The organism is Amycolatopsis dendrobii (assembly GCF_014145675.1).
Lineage (GTDB): Bacteria > Actinomycetota > Actinomycetes > Mycobacteriales > Pseudonocardiaceae > Amycolatopsis > Amycolatopsis dendrobii.
In genome coordinates, this window is sequence record NZ_JACGZW010000010.1 from 86,040 (window position 1) to 101,629 (window position 15,590).

General features: G+C 70.6%; 19 protein-coding genes. 10 read left to right on the forward strand and 9 right to left on the reverse strand.

Features of this window, described 5'->3' with window-relative positions; translation table 11 throughout:
• Positions 1 to 39 precede the first annotated feature (39 nt).
• Both H4281_RS28580 and H4281_RS28585 read left to right on the forward strand, forming a co-directional pair.
• Positions 40 to 297, forward strand: a complete 258-nt coding sequence (locus tag H4281_RS28580) for a hypothetical protein (RefSeq protein WP_182894003.1) — start codon at positions 40 to 42, stop codon at positions 295 to 297.
• 291 nt (positions 298 to 588) lie between these two features.
• Positions 589 to 1,035 carry a DUF6292 family protein gene (locus H4281_RS28585; protein ID WP_246412393.1) on the forward strand — a complete coding sequence of 149 codons (447 nt, stop codon included), beginning with the start codon at positions 589 to 591 and terminating at the stop codon, positions 1,033 to 1,035.
• A gap of 94 nt (positions 1,036 to 1,129) precedes the next feature.
• Here H4281_RS28585 and H4281_RS28590 read toward each other — a convergent pair whose 3' ends face one another.
• Entirely contained in the window at positions 1,130 to 2,026 is an 897-nt protein-coding gene (locus H4281_RS28590; protein WP_182894004.1) for an acyl-CoA desaturase, read from the reverse strand.
• A gap of 390 nt (positions 2,027 to 2,416) precedes the next feature.
• Positions 2,417 to 2,620, reverse strand: coding sequence for a cold-shock protein (locus tag H4281_RS28595; protein ID WP_037814060.1), 204 nt, complete (start codon positions 2,618 to 2,620; stop codon positions 2,417 to 2,419).
• Positions 2,621 to 3,009: 389 nt separating this feature from the next.
• Here H4281_RS28595 and H4281_RS28600 point away from each other — a divergent pair, with 389 nt between their 5' ends.
• A complete protein-coding gene (locus tag H4281_RS28600; RefSeq protein WP_182894005.1) occupies positions 3,010 to 3,198 on the forward strand; it encodes a hypothetical protein in 189 nt (62 codons plus the stop codon).
• A 67-nt stretch (positions 3,199 to 3,265) separates the two neighbouring features.
• Here H4281_RS28600 and H4281_RS28605 read toward each other — a convergent pair whose 3' ends face one another.
• The 3 genes from H4281_RS28605 to H4281_RS28615 are packed head-to-tail and all read right to left on the reverse strand — an operon-like array spanning position 3,266 to position 6,274.
• Positions 3,266 to 4,855 (reverse strand): glycoside hydrolase family 13 protein, encoded by a 1,590-nt coding sequence (locus tag H4281_RS28605; protein ID WP_182894006.1) that lies wholly within the window; start codon positions 4,853 to 4,855, stop codon positions 3,266 to 3,268.
• The gene (locus H4281_RS28610; RefSeq protein WP_369806064.1) at positions 4,855 to 5,244 is read right to left on the reverse strand and encodes a globin; all 390 of its coding nucleotides are present in this window, start codon (positions 5,242 to 5,244) and stop codon (positions 4,855 to 4,857) included. Before H4281_RS28610 ends, H4281_RS28605 begins: the two co-directional genes overlap by 1 nt.
• Before the next feature lie 28 nt (positions 5,245 to 5,272).
• Complete coding sequence (locus tag H4281_RS28615) at positions 5,273 to 6,274, reverse strand: mechanosensitive ion channel family protein (RefSeq protein ID WP_182894007.1); 1,002 nt, start codon at positions 6,272 to 6,274, stop codon at positions 5,273 to 5,275.
• A gap of 372 nt (positions 6,275 to 6,646) precedes the next feature.
• Between H4281_RS28615 and H4281_RS46815 the strand changes: the two genes are divergently transcribed.
• On the forward strand, positions 6,647 to 7,138 hold the full coding sequence (locus H4281_RS46815; RefSeq protein ID WP_009081297.1) for an HNH endonuclease: 492 nt from the start codon (positions 6,647 to 6,649) through the stop codon (positions 7,136 to 7,138).
• Between the two features lie 79 nt (positions 7,139 to 7,217).
• Here the strand turns inward: H4281_RS46815 and H4281_RS45760 are convergent, their stop codons facing one another.
• Positions 7,218 to 7,517: a hypothetical protein gene (locus H4281_RS45760; protein ID WP_237600780.1), complete on the reverse strand. Its 300-nt coding sequence runs from the start codon at positions 7,515 to 7,517 to the stop codon at positions 7,218 to 7,220.
• 1 nt (position 7,518) lies between these two features.
• Here H4281_RS45760 and H4281_RS45765 point away from each other — a divergent pair, with 1 nt between their 5' ends.
• The 3 genes from H4281_RS45765 (at position 7,519) to H4281_RS28635 (ending at position 8,707) form a co-directional block, all read left to right on the forward strand.
• Positions 7,519 to 7,674, forward strand: a complete 156-nt coding sequence (locus H4281_RS45765) for a hypothetical protein (RefSeq protein ID WP_199785999.1) — start codon at positions 7,519 to 7,521, stop codon at positions 7,672 to 7,674.
• 309 nt (positions 7,675 to 7,983) lie between these two features.
• A complete protein-coding gene (gene ctaJ / locus H4281_RS28630; RefSeq protein ID WP_182894009.1) occupies positions 7,984 to 8,238 on the forward strand; it encodes an aa3-type cytochrome oxidase subunit CtaJ in 255 nt (84 codons plus the stop codon).
• Positions 8,225 to 8,707, forward strand: a complete 483-nt coding sequence (locus tag H4281_RS28635; RefSeq protein WP_182894010.1) for a DUF5130 family protein — start codon at positions 8,225 to 8,227, stop codon at positions 8,705 to 8,707. The genes ctaJ and H4281_RS28635 overlap by 14 nt, the downstream gene beginning before the upstream one ends.
• 491 nt (positions 8,708 to 9,198) lie before the next feature.
• Here H4281_RS28635 and pepN read toward each other — a convergent pair whose 3' ends face one another.
• Positions 9,199 to 11,766, reverse strand: a complete 2,568-nt coding sequence (gene pepN / locus H4281_RS28640) for an aminopeptidase N (RefSeq protein ID WP_182894011.1) — start codon at positions 11,764 to 11,766, stop codon at positions 9,199 to 9,201.
• Positions 11,767 to 11,943: 177 nt separating this feature from the next.
• On the opposite strand from pepN, the gene H4281_RS28645 reads away from it, so the two are divergent.
• Complete coding sequence (locus H4281_RS28645; protein WP_182894012.1) at positions 11,944 to 12,564, forward strand: mycothiol-dependent nitroreductase Rv2466c family protein; 621 nt, start codon at positions 11,944 to 11,946, stop codon at positions 12,562 to 12,564.
• 43 nt (positions 12,565 to 12,607) lie between these two features.
• Here the strand turns inward: H4281_RS28645 and H4281_RS28650 are convergent, their stop codons facing one another.
• Positions 12,608 to 13,399, reverse strand: coding sequence for an MBL fold metallo-hydrolase (locus H4281_RS28650; protein ID WP_182894013.1), 792 nt, complete (start codon positions 13,397 to 13,399; stop codon positions 12,608 to 12,610).
• Complete coding sequence (locus H4281_RS28655; protein WP_182894014.1) at positions 13,396 to 14,133, reverse strand: 2-phosphosulfolactate phosphatase; 738 nt, start codon at positions 14,131 to 14,133, stop codon at positions 13,396 to 13,398. The genes H4281_RS28650 and H4281_RS28655 overlap by 4 nt, the downstream gene beginning before the upstream one ends.
• A gap of 44 nt (positions 14,134 to 14,177) precedes the next feature.
• On the opposite strand from H4281_RS28655, the gene H4281_RS28660 reads away from it, so the two are divergent.
• Positions 14,178 to 14,651, forward strand: coding sequence for a ribose-5-phosphate isomerase (locus tag H4281_RS28660; RefSeq protein WP_037814042.1), 474 nt, complete (start codon positions 14,178 to 14,180; stop codon positions 14,649 to 14,651).
• Positions 14,651 to 15,460 carry an Fpg/Nei family DNA glycosylase gene (locus tag H4281_RS28665; RefSeq protein WP_182894015.1) on the forward strand — a complete coding sequence of 270 codons (810 nt, stop codon included), beginning with the start codon at positions 14,651 to 14,653 and terminating at the stop codon, positions 15,458 to 15,460. Before H4281_RS28660 ends, H4281_RS28665 begins: the two co-directional genes overlap by 1 nt.
• The last annotated feature ends 130 nt before the right edge of the window (positions 15,461 to 15,590 follow it).

Below are 15,590 nucleotides of genomic sequence, written 5' to 3' on the forward strand. Positions count from 1 at the left end.
CTGCTGGCGGGAGCGCTCCGCTGGTGTCATCGTGAACGGATGACCGAACCCGACGGCGACCCGACCGCGGACTTCCTCGCCGAGGTCCGGGCCGAGGAGACGCCGTGGCGCACCGACCGGCCCGCGGACGCCGAACCCGCTCCGGAAGCCGAACCCGCCCCGGGACGCGCGCGGTCGGTGGTGCGTGCGGTGGGCGAGGCCGCGCCGTATGTGCAGGCGGGGTTGTTCGCCGCGTGGGTGGCGACGTCGATCGCGGAGTCGGGGGACGGTGGCGATTTCGGCGGCCAATCGGGGTGAGCGTGGTGCCGGCTGCGGTTTCCGCGGCTGTCCTCATAGGATTCTTTGCCGGGCGGATCGGCACGTCGAGCGCCGATTTCGCTGACGGAGGCGGCCGATCGAGCGATTTCGGCGGCGGCCAGACGGGTTGATCTCGGCTGCGGGCTTGTCCCAGCGGGTAGAGTCGGAGTCCGGTCCAGCTGCCGGATGCCCGATCCGGTGCGACCCCGATCATCGCGACCGCCGGCCTTCGCGTGCCTCGACGACCCCGGTTTCCGCGCGAAGCGGACGCGGCGGCGGAAGAGGAGACCCATGCTCCTGTCCGGTCCGGAACGCCCGATGTCCCTGCCCACCGCCGACGATCCGCAGGTGCTGCGGCAGGCGCTGGCCGCGTACGTGCGCGAGGTCGCCGCCGCGGTCGGGGTGTCGGTGGAGTGCACGTCGTGCGAGGTCACCGACACGATCACCGCGTACGTCGCGCTGAGCGGCCGGTCCCCGCGGTTTCCCGGCCGGGATCTGATGCTGTTGTGGACCATGCGGCAGGGCTGGTCGGTGGCGGTGGAGACGACGCCCGCCGAATCCCCGCAGCCGGTGGCCCAGCTGGGCGGCGACGTGACGCCCGCGCCGGAACGGGTGCGGCGGTTCGTCGCGGACGTCGTGAGTTCGGCCGAGACGGCCGCGAACCCGGGGCCGGTGCTGGCGGTGTCCAGCCACGGCGACCTGCGGACCCGGCTCGAGGAGCGGGTCCGCAGAGCCTGAGGCGTCGCCGGCTGACCCGGTCTTGACGCCCGTGAGGGCCACCTTGAGGGACGCAGAGTCCCTCAAGGTGGCCCTCACGGACGGCGAACGGGGCTCAGGCGGCCTTGAGCTTGCGGGCGAGGCGTTCCGGCCGGGGCCAGCGCACGTGCGAGGCCCAGCGGAACTTCTCGAACATCCAGATCAGCCGCGCGGAGATGTCGAGCTGGCCGCGGCCGACGCCGTGCCGGGCTCCGGTCGGGTCGGCGTGGTGCGAGTTGTGCCAGGACTCGCCGAACGACGCGATCGCCAGCGGCCAGAAGTTCGCCGAACGGTCGCGCGCCTCGAACGGGCGCTCGCCGATCAGGTGGCACAGCGAGTTGACCGACCAGGTCACGTGGTGCAGCGCGGCGACCCGGACCAGCCCGGCCCAGAAGAACGCGGTCAGCGCACCCCACCAGGTCATCGTGATGAGCCCGCCCAGCAGCGCGGGACCGAGCAGCGTCACGAGGGTCAGCACCGGGAAGAGCCGGTCGATCCGCTTCAGGTCGGCGTCGTCGAGCAGGTCGGGGGCGAACCGGCGCGGGTTGGTGCGGTCGCGGCCGAACAGCCAGCCCATGTGCGCGTGCCAGAAACCCTTCGCGAGCGCGGCGGGCGACGTGCCGAAGCGCCACGGCGAATGCGGGTCGCCGTCGCGGTCGGAGTACGCGTGGTGGCGGCGGTGGTCGGCGACCCAGTCGATCACCGGTCCCTGCATGGCCATGCTGCCCGCGACGGCGAGCGCGATCCGCAGCCCGCGGCGGGCGCGGAAGGCGCCGTGGGTGAAGTACCGGTGGAAGCCGACGGTGATGCCGAGGCCGCTGACGCAGTAGAACGCGGCGGCGAGGCCGACGTCCAGCCAGCTCAGGCCCCAGCCCCAGGCCAGCGGCACCGCGACGGCGACCGCGAGGAGGGGGACGACGGCGAAGAGCTTCACCAGGAAGGCCTCGGTGCCGGTCTTGCGGCCGGCGAGCATGGGCTGCGGCGATTTCGGGGGACGCTGGACGGTGCTCTGGGTGTCGATGGGTAACGCTCCTACTCGAGCTGGTCCGGCCGCCGCGCTCTGCGGGGCCGAGGCCGATGCCGCGGCGCGGGCAAGGCGGAGGGGGCCGCCTCGGGGGATGCGCCGTGCGTTGCGTACTGGCCAGGCAGGGGAGGGCCTCAAGGCCAGTCGCGACCTGCTCTGGTCAACGGGTGATCTCGCGTCCGGGTTCCCGGGACGCGGAAGACCTTGTGCGGCCGGGAAAATTCACCGGGCCGCACCGGGGTGCCGAGCCGTTTCGGCTGCCGTGGGCGGAAAAGTCCGCTTCGGCGCGGGTCCCCTGGTGCGAAAAGCTTTTCGCACCAGGGGAAACACCGGGGAAACTCAGATGGCGCGAACGCCGGTGGCCTGCGGGCCCTTCTGGCCCTGGCCGACCTCGAACTCGACGCGCGCGTTCTCCTCAAGGCTGCGGAACCCGTTGCCCTGGATCTCGGAGTAGTGCACGAAGACGTCGGCGCTGCCGTCGTCCGGGCTGATGAACCCGAAGCCCTTTTCGGCGTTGAACCACTTCACGGTGCCTTGCGTCATAAAAACGATCTCCATCGGACTCACAACAGATGCCACCTCGGCATCCGGGCCTGGCAACCGACGGTGTGCCTTCCGAAAAGAGAAACACCACGCCCGCTACATCTTGCGAGCGTGGCTGCGGGACGTACCCACCGCACGAACACAAAACACGACCGTCGTCAGTAAAGCACGCCCGGGCCGGTCTCACCAGGGCTGCCGCCCGAACGGTCCACTGTGGACGCCGCGACGCGCACGGCGGGACGCGCGAGCGGGCAGGTCGGGGGCGGGGAGTAGCGTCAGCACCGTCGAGAAGTCCCATCGTGCGCCGGCGCTCGAGCCGGCGTCGTCCCCGGCGGGTCTGCCTCATGCGGGAGCCGCCGGTGGCCCCTTCCACCTCGACGAGGAGCGACATGCGCTCGGAACGACGTCCGCTGTCCGCCGAAACCAGTGAATTCGCCCGTGCCCGGGTGTCCGCCGAACAAGACCTGCGCGTCCAGCAGGAGCATGCCGCCCGCACCGTCGCCGAGCACGCGCGCGACGCCGATGACCTGCGGGGACTGCTCGCGATGCTCGGGCTGGAGGCGGGTGCCCGCGTCTGACCCGGCCGGGCCGGGCCGCCGGCCTCGGCGCTGACGGCCCGGCTCGCTCAGGCAGGCCGCGAATGCGCTACCCGAGCCAGGCGGCCGAGTCCGGGGCGAGCCTGCCGTCCACCAGCGGGCTGCTGGTGAGCAGCACCTCTCCCGGCGGCAGGGCGATCGAGCTGGCCGAGGTGTTCAGCGCGCAGATCAGGCCGCCCCGGCCGCGGCGGAACGCGAAGCAGCCCGCGGGCGCGCCGAACCACTGCAACTCGTCGCCGCCGCGGAACGCCGGATGCTGTTTCCGCAGCTCTATCGCGCGCCGGTACAGCGACAGCGTCGATTCCGGCTCCTCAAGCTGCCGCTCCACGGTCAGCGACGCCCAGTCCGCGGGCATCGGCAGCCAGGTCTGCGCGGTGCGCGAAAACCCGTACGGCGGGAGCGTGCCCTCCCAGGGCAGCGGCACGCGCTCGCCGTCGCGGCTGAACTCCGGGCCCTGCGAACGGGCGCGCGGGTCGGTCATCGCCTCAAGCGGCAGGTCGGCGTTCGGCAGGCCCAGCTCTTCGCCCTGGTACAGGTAGACCGCGCCGGGCAGGGCGAGCTCCACCAGCGCCATCGCGCGTGCCCGGCGGACCCCGGTCTCGCCGCCGCCGTAGCGGCTCGCCGCGCGCCAGACGTCGTGGTTGGACAGCGTCCAGGCCGCCGGAGCGGCCGCCGAACGCGGCACGGCCAGCGAACGCTCGATCGACGTGCGCATCGCGTCCGCGTCGAAATGGGTGAGCACCAGTCGGAAGTTGAACGCCAGATGAAGTTCGTCCGGCCGCAGGTAGCGGGCCAGCCGCTCCTCGTCCTGCACCCAGATCTCGCCGACGGCCATCGCGTCCGGGTACTCGTCGAGCACCTTGCGGATCAACTGGTGCACCTCGTGCACGCCGTCGTCGTCGAAGCGCGGATCGCCGGGCGCGCCGCCGCCGTGCGCGGGCGTGTCCGGGTCCATGTCGGGCAGCCCGGCGGGTTTGGCCATTCCGTGCGCGACGTCGATCCGGAAGCCGTCCACGCCCCGGTCGAGCCAGAACCGCAGGGTGCGCTCGAGATCGGCGCGGACGTCCGGATTGGCCCAGTTCAGGTCCGGCTGCTGCGGCGCGAACAGGTGCAGGTACCACTGCCCGTCCGGCACCCGCGTCCACGCCGGGCCGCCGAACACGCTGACCCAGTTGTTGGGCGGCTCCGCTCCGCCCGGGCCGCGGCCGTCGCGGAAGTGGTAGCGCTCCCGTTCCGGGCTGCCCGGCCCGGCGGCCAGCGCGGACTTGAACCACGCGTGCCGGTTGCTCGTGTGGTTCGGCACGACGTCCACGGTGACCCGGATGCCGCGCCGGTGCGCCTCGGTGAGCAGCACGTCGAAGTCGCCGAGGGTGCCGAACATCGGGTCGACGCCGCGCGGATCCGCGACGTCGTAGCCGTGGTCGGCCATCGGCGACGGGTAGAACGGCGTCAGCCACAGCGCGTCGACGCCCAGCAGCTCCAGGTAGCCGAGCTTGCTGCGGATGCCCTCCAGATCGCCGATGCCGTCCTCGCCCGAATCGGCGAAGGACCGCACGTAGATCTCGTAGAACACCGCGTCCGACCACCACGACGGCCGCGGAAGGCGGTCCGGCCGCCGCCGGCCGGCCCTGCGTCTCATCAGACGAAGCTGTTCATCATGCTGTGCGCGGCCATTTCCAGGTACGCCCACAGCTGGCTGAGGTACGGCTCGGGCAGGTTCTCCTCGTCGATCGCGATCCGGATGCAGCGCAGCCACGCGTCGCGTTCGATCGGGCCGATCTTGAACGGCGCGTGCCGCATCCGCAGCCGGGGGTGGCCGCGCTGGTCGGAGTAGGTGTGCGGACCGCCCCAGTACTGGATGAGAAACAGCCGGAACCGCTCCTCCGCCGGGCCGAGGTCCTCCTCCGGGTAGAGCGGGCGCAGCACCTCGTCGCGGGCCACTTCCTCGTAGAACCGCTTGATGATCCGGCGGAAGGTCGGTTCGCCGCCCACCGCCTCGTACAGGTTCGCCGGTTCCGGCTCGCTCACAGTCGACACACCTCCATCTTGCCCTGCCTCAGCTGCGCTGCGCGCCCGACTGCTTGTCCTGCATGGACGACAGCAACCGGCCGAGCGGCGGTTCGAAACCGGCCTCCTCGAGCGCGCCGAGCAGCTGCCCGCGCAGCTTCCGCTGCACCGCCCACTGCTTGCCCGGTCGCACCTTGACCGTCAGGCGCAACACGATGCCCTCCGGCGTGACCTGTTCGACGCCGAGCATTTCCGGCGGCTCCAGCACGTTCGCCGAGAGCGCGTCCGTTTCGACCGCCTTCGTGGCCGCGCCGCTGAGCACCTCGGTGGCCTTGTCGACGTCCGCGGAGTAGCTCAGCGGGACGTCCACCACGGCGTAGGCGAAGCCCTGGCTCGAGTTGCCGACGCGCAGCACCTCGCCGTTGCGGACGTACCAGACGGTGCCCTTCAGGTCGCGCAGCGTGGTGATGCGCAGGCCGACCGCCTCGACGGTCCCGGTGGCCTCGCCGATGTCCACGACGTCGCCGACGCCGTACTGGTCCTCGATCATCATGAACATCCCGGAAAGGAAGTCCTTGACCAGATTCTGCGCGCCGAACCCGAGCGCGACGCCGACGATCCCGGCCGAGGCGATGATCGGGGCCAGGTCGATGCCCAGTTCGCCCAGCACGAGGATGAACGCGAGGCCGTAGATCAGGAACGTCGCCATCGACTTCAGCACCGAGCCGATCGTCTTGGCGCGCTGCCTGCGGCGTTCCACCACGGCGCTGCCGAGCATCTCCGGCGCGCGTTCGCGCAGCGGTCTCAACAGCGACGGGATCTTGCCGTTGCTGCCCGAGGCCGGGAGCGTGGTGACCCGCTCGATCAGCCGCTTGGTGAGATAGCGCACCACGAACGCGATGACGAGGATCATGATGATCTTCAGCGGCTTGGTGACGAGCCAGCCCGCCGACGCGGCGAGCCACTCGTTGTGCGTGACCGAGTAGACCTGGGCGCACCACGACCCGGTCTCGGAGATGCAGCTGGGCGGAGCGCTGAGCACGGCATTCACTGGCTGGGAAAGTCCCTTCTCGCTTTGCTGGCCCCGCGACGCGCAAGCGGCCGCGGGGTGGCCGCCGGGTCGCGGGTATGTGACACGTCACAGAACACGCGTGCGCGGGGGCCCTGATGTGTGGTCGACTATGCCTGCACCGGTGGAGGTGGTCGAGTGCCAGACCGACAACCCGTCCCCCTCGGCGGCGCCGGCCAAGCCATGGCCGAGCTGCCGCCGGAGGCGATCCTGCGTGCCTGCCCGGGAGGGTCCGCATCCGGCGGCTCCGTCCCGTCCGGGCCGGGGACCCGTCCAGGGGGAGCATCCCGTCCGCCCGGACAGCGTAGAGCCCGCGATCCGGTCGCCCCGGCGTGGGGGCGGCGCCGGGTCCTCCTGCTCAACGCCACTTTCGAGCCGCTGACCGCGGTGCCCATGCGGCGCGCGGTGGTGCTCGTCATGTGCGGCAAGGCGGAGGTCGTCCACGGCGATCCGGGCGGCGTCGAACTGCACGCCGCGACGGTGTCGCTGCCCGTGCCCTCGGTGATCCGGCTCAGCACGTACGTGCGGGTGCCCTACCGGGCGCAGGTGCCGTTGACCAGGGCCGGGCTGATGCACCGCGACCGGCACCGCTGCGCGTACTGCGGCGGGCGCGCGGAAACCATCGACCACGTCGTCCCGCGCAGCAAGGGCGGTCCGCACAGCTGGACCAATTGCGTCGCCTGCTGCGCGAAGTGCAACCACCGCAAGGCCGACCGGCTCCTGTCGGAGATCGGCTGGAGGCTGCGCGTGGTGCCCCGCGCCCCGCACGGCCCGCACTGGCGGCTGCTGGCGCATTCCAAAGAGGCCGATCCGCTGTGGCGGCCGTATCTCGGGTCGGCGGCCTAGCCCCGCACACGTCGGCGCCCCGGCTGCCAGTACGGCGGCCGGGGCGAGCCGGTGGACCTGCTCGACGTGGCGCTTTCGCTCAGGCGGCGAGGCTGTAGTCGGCCTGGCAGGTGACGCGCGTGCCCATCGTGACCCGGGTGCCGCGCGTGACGCGCGTGCCGCGGGTGACACGGGTGCCCATCGTGACGCGGGTTCCGGCGGTGACCCTGGTGCCGCGGGTGACGCGCGTGCCCATCGTGACCCGCGTGCCCATCGTGACCCGCGTGCCGCAGGTGACGCGGGTGCCTGCCGTGACCCGGGTGCCGCGCGTGACGCGGGTGCCCATCGTGACGCGGGTCCCGCGGGTAACGCGGGTTCCCCTGGTGACTCGAGTTCCCATGGTGACCCGGGTACCCATCGTCACGCGCGTGCCCGCGGTGACCCGGGTTCCGCGGGTGACCCGAGTGCCCCGCGTAACCCTGGTGCCGGACGTGACCCGCGTTCCGGGCACGAATCCGGTCTCGCTGGGTGACGAAATGGTCTCGGTGATCGCCTGAGCGGGGGTCTGGACGCTCTGCATGAGGTGTCCTCCTGGGACCGGTGCGTGACGGGCTGGGGCTGGGGAGGCGGGCGCAAGGCCCGTACAGGTGAAAAAGCTACGAGGATTTCAAGGTTCGGACAAGCCGGTATCGCCCGGTACGGCCGCCTGTACGGCGAGTTGCCATCTTTCGGCCCGCAGCCCTTCGCCCCAACGTTCCAGCGGGGGCGGGCCAAGCGGCGGACGGCGCCTCAGCGGCGACGAACGGTCGCCCCCGGACGCCGGTGTCGCGCGGTGGCTCCGGGAGGCATCCGATACGCTCACCGGCGTGAACGTTGTCGAGACGATCCTGGTCTACGCGGTCATCCCCGGGGCCATTTACTTCGTGGTCGGCGCCGCGACCTTGCGGAAGAAGTTCTCGGGGACGCCGCGGTACCGGCCGGGGCAGCCGTGGGAATACCCCGCGATGTGGTGGACCGCCAACCCGGACGGCGTGGGAGCCGCCCACGGCCCGGCGGTTGACGTGAATGCGGCGCCCGCGGGCGCTTCGACGGCCGCAGGAGGCGCTCGTGGCAAGTGGTGAAGTGACCCAGACCGCGGTCGCGGAAAAGGACCTGGCCTTCGGCGAGGTCATCACCAACAGCGGCAGGCTGTCCGCGGCGAAAATGTACGAGCCCGCCGCGCCGACGAGCCCGTTCACGGTGCAGCAGCTGGCCCGCCTCGACGAGGCCCTGACCTTCGCGACGCGCGAAACCGGTCTCGGCTTCAGCATCTACCTGGGCGACCTCGGCGAAGACACCCGCGCCGGCGCGGAAAAGCTGCACGCCGCCACCGACGACCCCTCGAACGCGGTGCTGCTCGGCGTTTCCCCCGCCCAGCGCGCCATCGAGATCGTCACCGGCGAGCGCGCCCACTCCCGCCTGCCCGACCGAGGCGCGAACCTGGCCGTGGCGAGCATGGTGGCCTCCTTCAAGGAAGGCGACCTGACCGGCGGCTTGGTCAACGCCCTGCGCATGCTGAGCGACCAGGCAGGCCCCGCCCCGAAGCACTGATACTCCCGCAAACGCCAGAGCCGTCCCGCACCCAGCGGGACGGCTCTTTTACGTTCTGCCACCGCCGTTCGTGCGGGCCACCCTCATTGACCCTGATTCCGTCAGGGTTCCCCTCACGACCAGCCGCTGGTCCTCGAGGGGCCTTTCACGGCTCACCCGCCGCCGCGAGGGTTGCGCCCCAACGCCGCATTGGGTGCATGCGACGCACCGAACGCCACATTGGGTGCGTGGGACGCACCCAATGCCACATTGGGGCGCTAGCCCCGCCGCCTACGACACCGCAGCCGGTGCACCCGACCATCGAGGCACCCAGCCCCTCCCCAACCCCGATACGAAGCCTCCCTGCGGTTCGGGGGTGCTTGTCAAGGCATCTTTCCCGCCTTGACAAGCACCCCCGAACCGTCAGCACAATCAACCTTCGGGGTGCCCCACGCAACCCAAGACCGGGCGCAATGTCGCCGCCAGGCGACGAGCCGAACAGCCGAACAGCCTCAGGCCTGACTGTCAAAGTCCCGAGCAGCCAACGCCCGGACAATCCCAGCCCGCCCCTCGGAAACCAGCCGCCGCAACGCCGCCGGATGATCCCCTTCGAGCCACTCGTCCGAAGCATTCACCGTCGCAGGCTCAACCGCCCAAGACGGATACAACCCGATCGCCGTCGGCTGAGCCCGCTCACTGGACCGCCGAGCCCACACATCGTCGATAACCTCGAAGTACCGCTCGATGTACTCCCCGAGCAGATGCTTCTGCCCCGGGTGCGAGAACCCGGAAATCAACGCATCACTCACCGCGTTCGGAATCTCGTCGTCGTAGATCGCCCGCTGCCAAGTATCAGCCTTGGCCTCAGCCGTAGGCTGCAACGCCCGCGACCGCTCAGCGTGCCGCCGGCCAGCAGCGGTGTCATCCCGCTCCTGCTCGGCATTGATCTCGTCCGCGCCGGCCTTCCCGTGCGCGACCAACGCCTGCAGCAACCGCCACCGAAGATCCGTGTCCACAGTGAGGCCCGGCAGCGGCGCGGAGCCGTCGAGCCAGCCAGCGATCGCGGACAGGATCTCCTCGCTCAACACACCCCCGGCCAGCGAATTCACAAACGCCAGCTGGTGATCCGACCCAGCCTCCGCGGTACGGGCCAGCTCCAGCAGCCGTCCGCTCAACGCAGGCCACCCCTCCGCGGCAGCCCACTTCTGGTCCGCGTAAGAGTTCAACGCCGTCTGCGCCTGCAACAGCAACCGCTGCACCACGCCGACCTCGCTCTCGGCGTGAATCCCGCGCGCCACGAGCGTCACGAAGTCGCGAGCCTTCAACTCGGCCTCGCGCGTCATCTCCCAAGCAGCCGACCAGCACAGCGTGCGCGGCAGCGATTCGGTGATGTCGCCGATCCGGTCGATCAGCGTGGTCAGCGACGCCGGGTCGAGGCGCATCCGGCAGTAGGTCAGGTCGTCGTCGTTGACCAGCACGAGCTTGCCCGCCGCCTGGCCGACGAGGTCCGGGACCTCGGTGCGCTCGCCGGTGACGTCCAGTTCGACGCGGCGGGTGCGGACGATCTTGCCGTCGCGGTCCTCGTCGTAGACGCCGACCGCGACGCGATGCGTGCGCAGTTCGCCGGCGCCCGGCTTCGCGCCGGTCTGCACGACGGCGAAGGACGCGAAGGTGCCGTCGGCGGCGATCTCATAGCGCGGGCTGAGCGAGTTGAGGCCGGTGGTCTCCAGCCATTCCGCGCTCCACCACGACAGATCGCGGCCGGACGCTTCTTCCAGCGCCGCCAGCAGGTCGGCGAGGGTGGCGTTGCCCCACGCGTGCTTGCCGAAATACACCTTGAGGCCGTCGAGGAAGTGCTCGATGCCCACGTAGGACACCAGCTGCTTCAGCACGCTCGCGCCCTTGGCGTAGGTGATGCCGTCGAAGTTGACCTCGACCGCGTGCAGGTCGACGATGTCGGCCGCGATCGGGTGCGTCGAGGGCAGCTGGTCCTGGCGGTAGGCCCAGGACTTCTCGATGTTCGCGAAGCTGGTCCAGGCGTTCTTGTACTCGGTCGCCTCGGCCTGGGCGAACACGCTGGCGAAGGTCGCGAACGACTCGTTCAGCCACAGGTCGTCCCACCAGCGCATGGTGACCAGGTCGCCGAACCACATGTGCGCCATCTCGTGCAGCAGCGTCTCGGCGCGCCGCTCGTAGGCGTAGCGGGTGACGCGGCTGCGGAAGACGTAGTCCTCGAGGAAGGTGACCGCGCCGGCGTTCTCCATCGCGCCCGCGTTGAACTCCGGCACGAACAGCTGGTCGTACTTGGAGAACGGGTACGGGGTGCCGAATTTCTCGTGGTAGAAGGCGAAACCCTGTTTGGTTTCGACGAACAGCCGCTCGGCGTCCATGTGCTCGGCGAGCGACGCGCGGCAGTAGATGCCGAGCGGGATGGTGCGGTGCTCGTCGCGGAACTCGTCGGTCCACTCCGCGTACGGGCCGGCGACGAGCGCCACCAGATAGGTGGAAATGCGCTCGGATTCGGCGAACTGCGTGCGGCGCGCGCCGTCCTCGGTGTCTTCGGCGCTTTCGACCAGCGCGTTGGACACGACCTTCCAGGCGCGCGGGGCGTGCACCGCGAGCCGGTAGACGGACTTGAGGTCCGGCTGGTCGAAGCAGGCGAACATGCGCTTCGCGTCGGCGGTCTCGAACTGGGTGTAGAGGTAGACGCCGTCGTCGACCGGGTCGACGAACCGGTGCAGGCCCTCGCCGGTGTTCATGTAGCGGCAGTCCGCGGTGACGACGAGTTCGTTCTCCGCGGCAAGGCCGGGCAGCGCGATGCCCTTTTCCTCGGCGTAGCCGCTGACATCGAGCTCGGTGCCGTTCAGCACGGCGGAGCGGACGCCTTCGGCGACGAGGTCGATCCACGACGCTTCGCCGGGACGGCTGCTGGAGAACCGCACCGTGGTGGTGGAGCGGAAGGTCTTCTCCCCGGGACGGCCGTTGCCGTCGGTGAGGTCCAGCTCGATGTCGTAGGACGACACGTCCAGCAGGCCGGAGCGCTGCTTGGCTTCGTCACGCGTCAGGTTGGGGGCGGGCACGGGCACCTCTGGTCTTCGGATCCGGTGGGCACGACGTTCAGCATCCAATCATGACGCGCCCGGAAGGGGCGACCAGGGAACAATGCGGAGGGGCCGCCGCGTTGCCTCGCAGTGCGGGGGTTCGCCCCGCCCTCGGCGAGCGCCGGGGAGCAGCCTCGCCGAGGAGCCCGTGAAAAAATGACTGACTCGTCCCAGCCCACCACGGTGGACTTCTACTTCGACCCGATCTGCCCGTTCGCGTGGATCTCGTCGCGGTGGATCCTCGAAGTCGAGAAGCACCGCGAGCTGGACCTGACCTTCCGGGTGATGAGCCTTTCGGTGCTGAACGAAGGCCGCGAAGACCTGCCCGAGCGGTACAAGGAACTGCTGAGCGAGGGCTGGGCCCCGGTCCGCGTCGCGACCGCGCTGGCGCAGACCCAGGGCCAGCAGGCCGTGCGCGACTTCTACACCGAGTTCGGCACCCGCTACCACAACCAGCACAACGAGGACCGCAAGCTCGTCATCAAGGAGGCGCTGGCCGCGATCGGCGCCCCGGCCGAACTCGCCGAGGCGGGCGAATCGACCGAATACGACGAGGCGCTGCGCAAGAGCCACCACGAGGGCATGGACCCGGTCGGCATGGATGTCGGCACGCCGACCATCCACGTCAACGGGAGCGCGTTCTTCGGCCCGGTGCTGTCGTCGATCCCGCGGGGCGAGGACGCGCTGAAGGTGTTCGACGGCGCGGTCGCGCTGGCCAGCTACCCGGACTTCTTCGAACTGAAGCGCACCCGGACCGGGGACCTGAACTTCGACTGACGCCGTCGTGAGTGTTTATGCCGGTTCTAACCGGCATAAACACTCACGAGAACCCGAGCGCCGCCTTGGTGACGTCCTCCGGATACGGCGAGCCCTTCAGCGCCTCTTCGCGCGACGCCTTGGTCGCCTTCAGTTCGTGCAGCCGCAGCAGCCCGTCGCGATGCGTCCGCACGAACGCCGCATCCACCGGGTCGCCGTGCCCAGGCACGACGACGCGAGGTTCGAGCGCGAGCAGCGCGTCCATCGCTGCGGCCCACGCGTCGAGTTGGTCGTCCGGCCCGAACGAGTACGCGGTGAAGCCGTGCGGGCCGTGTTCCACGACGTCTCCGGCGAAGACGACGTCCGCGTCCGGCACGTGGACCAGCAGGTCGTGGTCGGTGTGCGCGGGGCCGGGGTGCACGAGCGCGGCTGTGCGGCCGCCGAGGTCGAGTTCGGCGCGGTCGGGCACGAGGCGGTCCGGCGGCATGAGCCCGGTTCGTTCGATGGCGTCGGCGATCTCCGGCTTGCCCTCTTCGCGGTAGTGCGCGGCCCAGGTTTGTTTGTCAGCTTCGCCGTTTTCCAGCATGGCTCGCAGGCACCCGGGGTGGGCCCAGACGTCGCACGGCAGGAACGGCGTGGTGCCGAAGGCGTGGTCGAAATGCGCGTGCGTGTAGACGACCGACCACGGCAGTTCGGTCAGCTCCCGGATCGCGGCGGCGAATTCGGCGCCCTGGTCGACGTCGCCGCGGGTGTCGATCACCAGGCATCGCTCCTGGCCGAGCACGAGGCCGGTCGTCAGGTCCAGTTCGTCGTACCGGCGGGCGAAAACCCGGTCGGCCACCTCGGTCCAGCTCATCGCCCCTCCAGGATTCCGTGTGCCAGGCTCGCCACGCTAGCGCTGACGTCCTGCTGGGCCGCGAGGACGACGTCGTTGCCGTGGCCGGTCGCGGCGAGTTCCCGGCCGGAGCTGCAGGCGCGCAGCGCGGCTGGCACGTCGGTGCCCGCGTAGGCAGCGGCGGCGAGCGCGGCTTCGGCGGACCACGAGCCGGGCAGCGCGCTGACGATCGCGCCCGCGCCCAGCTGGTCCTCGACGCACGGCCGCAGCGGACCGGATTCCGCTCCTTCCCCGAACAGGTCGACGCCCCACCGTTCCCCGGCGGGAATGACGCCGATCGGCCGCCCGCCGGCGATTTCCCTGGCTTTCGCCGCGGTCGCCGACGCATTCCGCAGGCAACCGGCCAATACGTGCGCGCCGGTTTTCGCCGCGGCCGCACAGAGCGTCGCACCATTGGGGGAGGGGAGCGCGAGCAGCGTGCCGGACGGGATCTCCGTCACAGAAGACGGCCGGAGCGTCCATTCCTCTTCTCCGGCGACCACCGCTCCCGCTCCGCGCGCCTCGGCGACCCCGCGTTCGTCGCGCCATCGCACCGGCAGCACGCGGCCGCCGCGGCTGACGACGAGATCCGTTGTGGTGCTGAAGGAAAGCACGTCCACGATGATCAGCACGGCGCATTCCCGGCCGAGGACGGCGACGCCTTCGCCGCCCCATTCGAGCCGGACGTCCGTGCCGCGCTGCGCTGCGATGTCCACCCCCGGAGCATGCCGGGCAGGCGGCGAGATGGCACACTCCCGCTGTGCGTGTCTACTTGGGATCCGACCATGCCGGTTTCGAGCTGAAGAACCACCTTGTCCGCCACCTCGGCGAACAGGGGCACGAGGTGACCGACATCGGTCCGTTCGTCTACGACGCGGCGGACGACTACCCGGCGTTCTGCGTCGAAACCGCGCGCCGCGTGGCCGCCGACGAGGGCAGCCTCGGGATCGTCATCGGCGGGTCCGGCAACGGCGAGCAGATCGCCGCGAACAAGGTGCCGGGCATCCGCGCCGGGCTGGGCTGGAGCGTCGAAACCGCGCAGCTGACCCGGCAGCACAACCACGCCCAGGTGCTGGGCGTCGGCGCCCGGATGCACACCGAGGAGCAGGCGACCGAGATCGTCGACGCGTTCCTCGCCACGCCGGTGGACCCGGCCGAGCGCCACACGCGGCGCGTGCAGCAGCTGCTCGACTACGAGCGCACCGGCACTCCGCCCGCCCTGCCGGAGGCCTGATGCCCGAGGGGCACACGCTCCATCGGCTGGCCCGTCTCCACAAACGCCGCTACGCCGGCGGACCGGTCGGCCTCAGCAGTCCGCAGGGCCGGTTCGCCGCGGAGGCGGGGAAACTCGACGGGCAGGTGCTCGTTTCCGCCGAGGCGTACGGGAAGCACCTGTTCCACAACTACGGTCCGTTGGGGACAGTCCATGTCCACTTAGGTCTGTACGGCACTTTTGCCGAGACGCCGTTGCCGGAGACCGCGCCGGTCGGCCAGGTGCGGATGCGGCTGGTCGGCCGCACTCACTGGACCGATTTGCGCGGCCCGACCCGGTGCGAACTGCTGGATCCGGCGCAGGTCGACGCGATCAAGGCCAGGCTCGGCCCGGACCCGCTGCGCCGCGACGCCAAGCCGGATCGCGCGTGGGAGCGGATTTCCCGGTCTCGTACGACGATCGCCGCGTTGCTGATGGACCAGGCTGTACTGGCCGGGGTCGGAAACGTTTATCGCGCGGAAGTGCTGTTCCGGCACGGGATTTCGCCGATGATCCCGGGCCGTTCGCTGGACCGCGCGCAGTGGGAGGGCATGTGGGCGGATCTGGTGACGCTGATGCGCGCCGGGGTCCGCGTCGGGCGGATCGACACGGTCGCGCCGGAGCATCTGCCCGCGGCGATGGGGCGCGCTCCCCGGGAGGATCGGCACGGGGGCGAGGTTTACGTGTACCGGCGGGCCGGGATGCCGTGTTTGATCTGCGGGACGCCGGTGGCGCAGAAGGAATTGGCTGCGCGGAATCTTTATTGGTGTCCCACCTGCCAGCCCGCTTGAGGCGATTTCCGACGCGGTGTGCTGGCTGCGGGACGCCGCGGCGCTGCCCGGTCAACCATGACCAGCCGCGCAGCAGCCTCTAGCCGCGGGACAGGGAGACGACGAAGGCCCCGCGGCAAATCTGCCGCGG

Bases quoted from the DNA above. Each gene is read 5' to 3' on its own strand.
- H4281_RS28580 (WP_182894003.1), top strand. From the start codon at position 40: ATGACCGAACCCGACGGCGACCCGACCGCGGACTTCCTCGCCGAGGTC.
- H4281_RS28585 (WP_246412393.1), top strand. From the start codon at position 589: ATGCTCCTGTCCGGTCCGGAACGCCCGATGTCCCTGCCCACCGCCGAC.
- H4281_RS28590 (WP_182894004.1), bottom strand. From the start codon at position 2,026: ATGCTCGCCGGCCGCAAGACCGGCACCGAGGCCTTCCTGGTGAAGCTC.
- H4281_RS28595 (WP_037814060.1), bottom strand. From the start codon at position 2,620: ATGACGCAAGGCACCGTGAAGTGGTTCAACGCCGAAAAGGGCTTCGGG.
- H4281_RS28600 (WP_182894005.1), top strand. From the start codon at position 3,010: ATGCGCTCGGAACGACGTCCGCTGTCCGCCGAAACCAGTGAATTCGCC.
- H4281_RS28605 (WP_182894006.1), bottom strand. From the start codon at position 4,855: ATGAGACGCAGGGCCGGCCGGCGGCGGCCGGACCGCCTTCCGCGGCCG.
- H4281_RS45760 (WP_237600780.1), bottom strand. From the start codon at position 7,517: ATGGGAACTCGAGTCACCAGGGGAACCCGCGTTACCCGCGGGACCCGC.
- H4281_RS28645 (WP_182894012.1), top strand. From the start codon at position 11,944: ATGACTGACTCGTCCCAGCCCACCACGGTGGACTTCTACTTCGACCCG.
- H4281_RS28650 (WP_182894013.1), bottom strand. From the start codon at position 13,399: ATGAGCTGGACCGAGGTGGCCGACCGGGTTTTCGCCCGCCGGTACGAC.
- H4281_RS28665 (WP_182894015.1), top strand. From the start codon at position 14,651: ATGCCCGAGGGGCACACGCTCCATCGGCTGGCCCGTCTCCACAAACGC.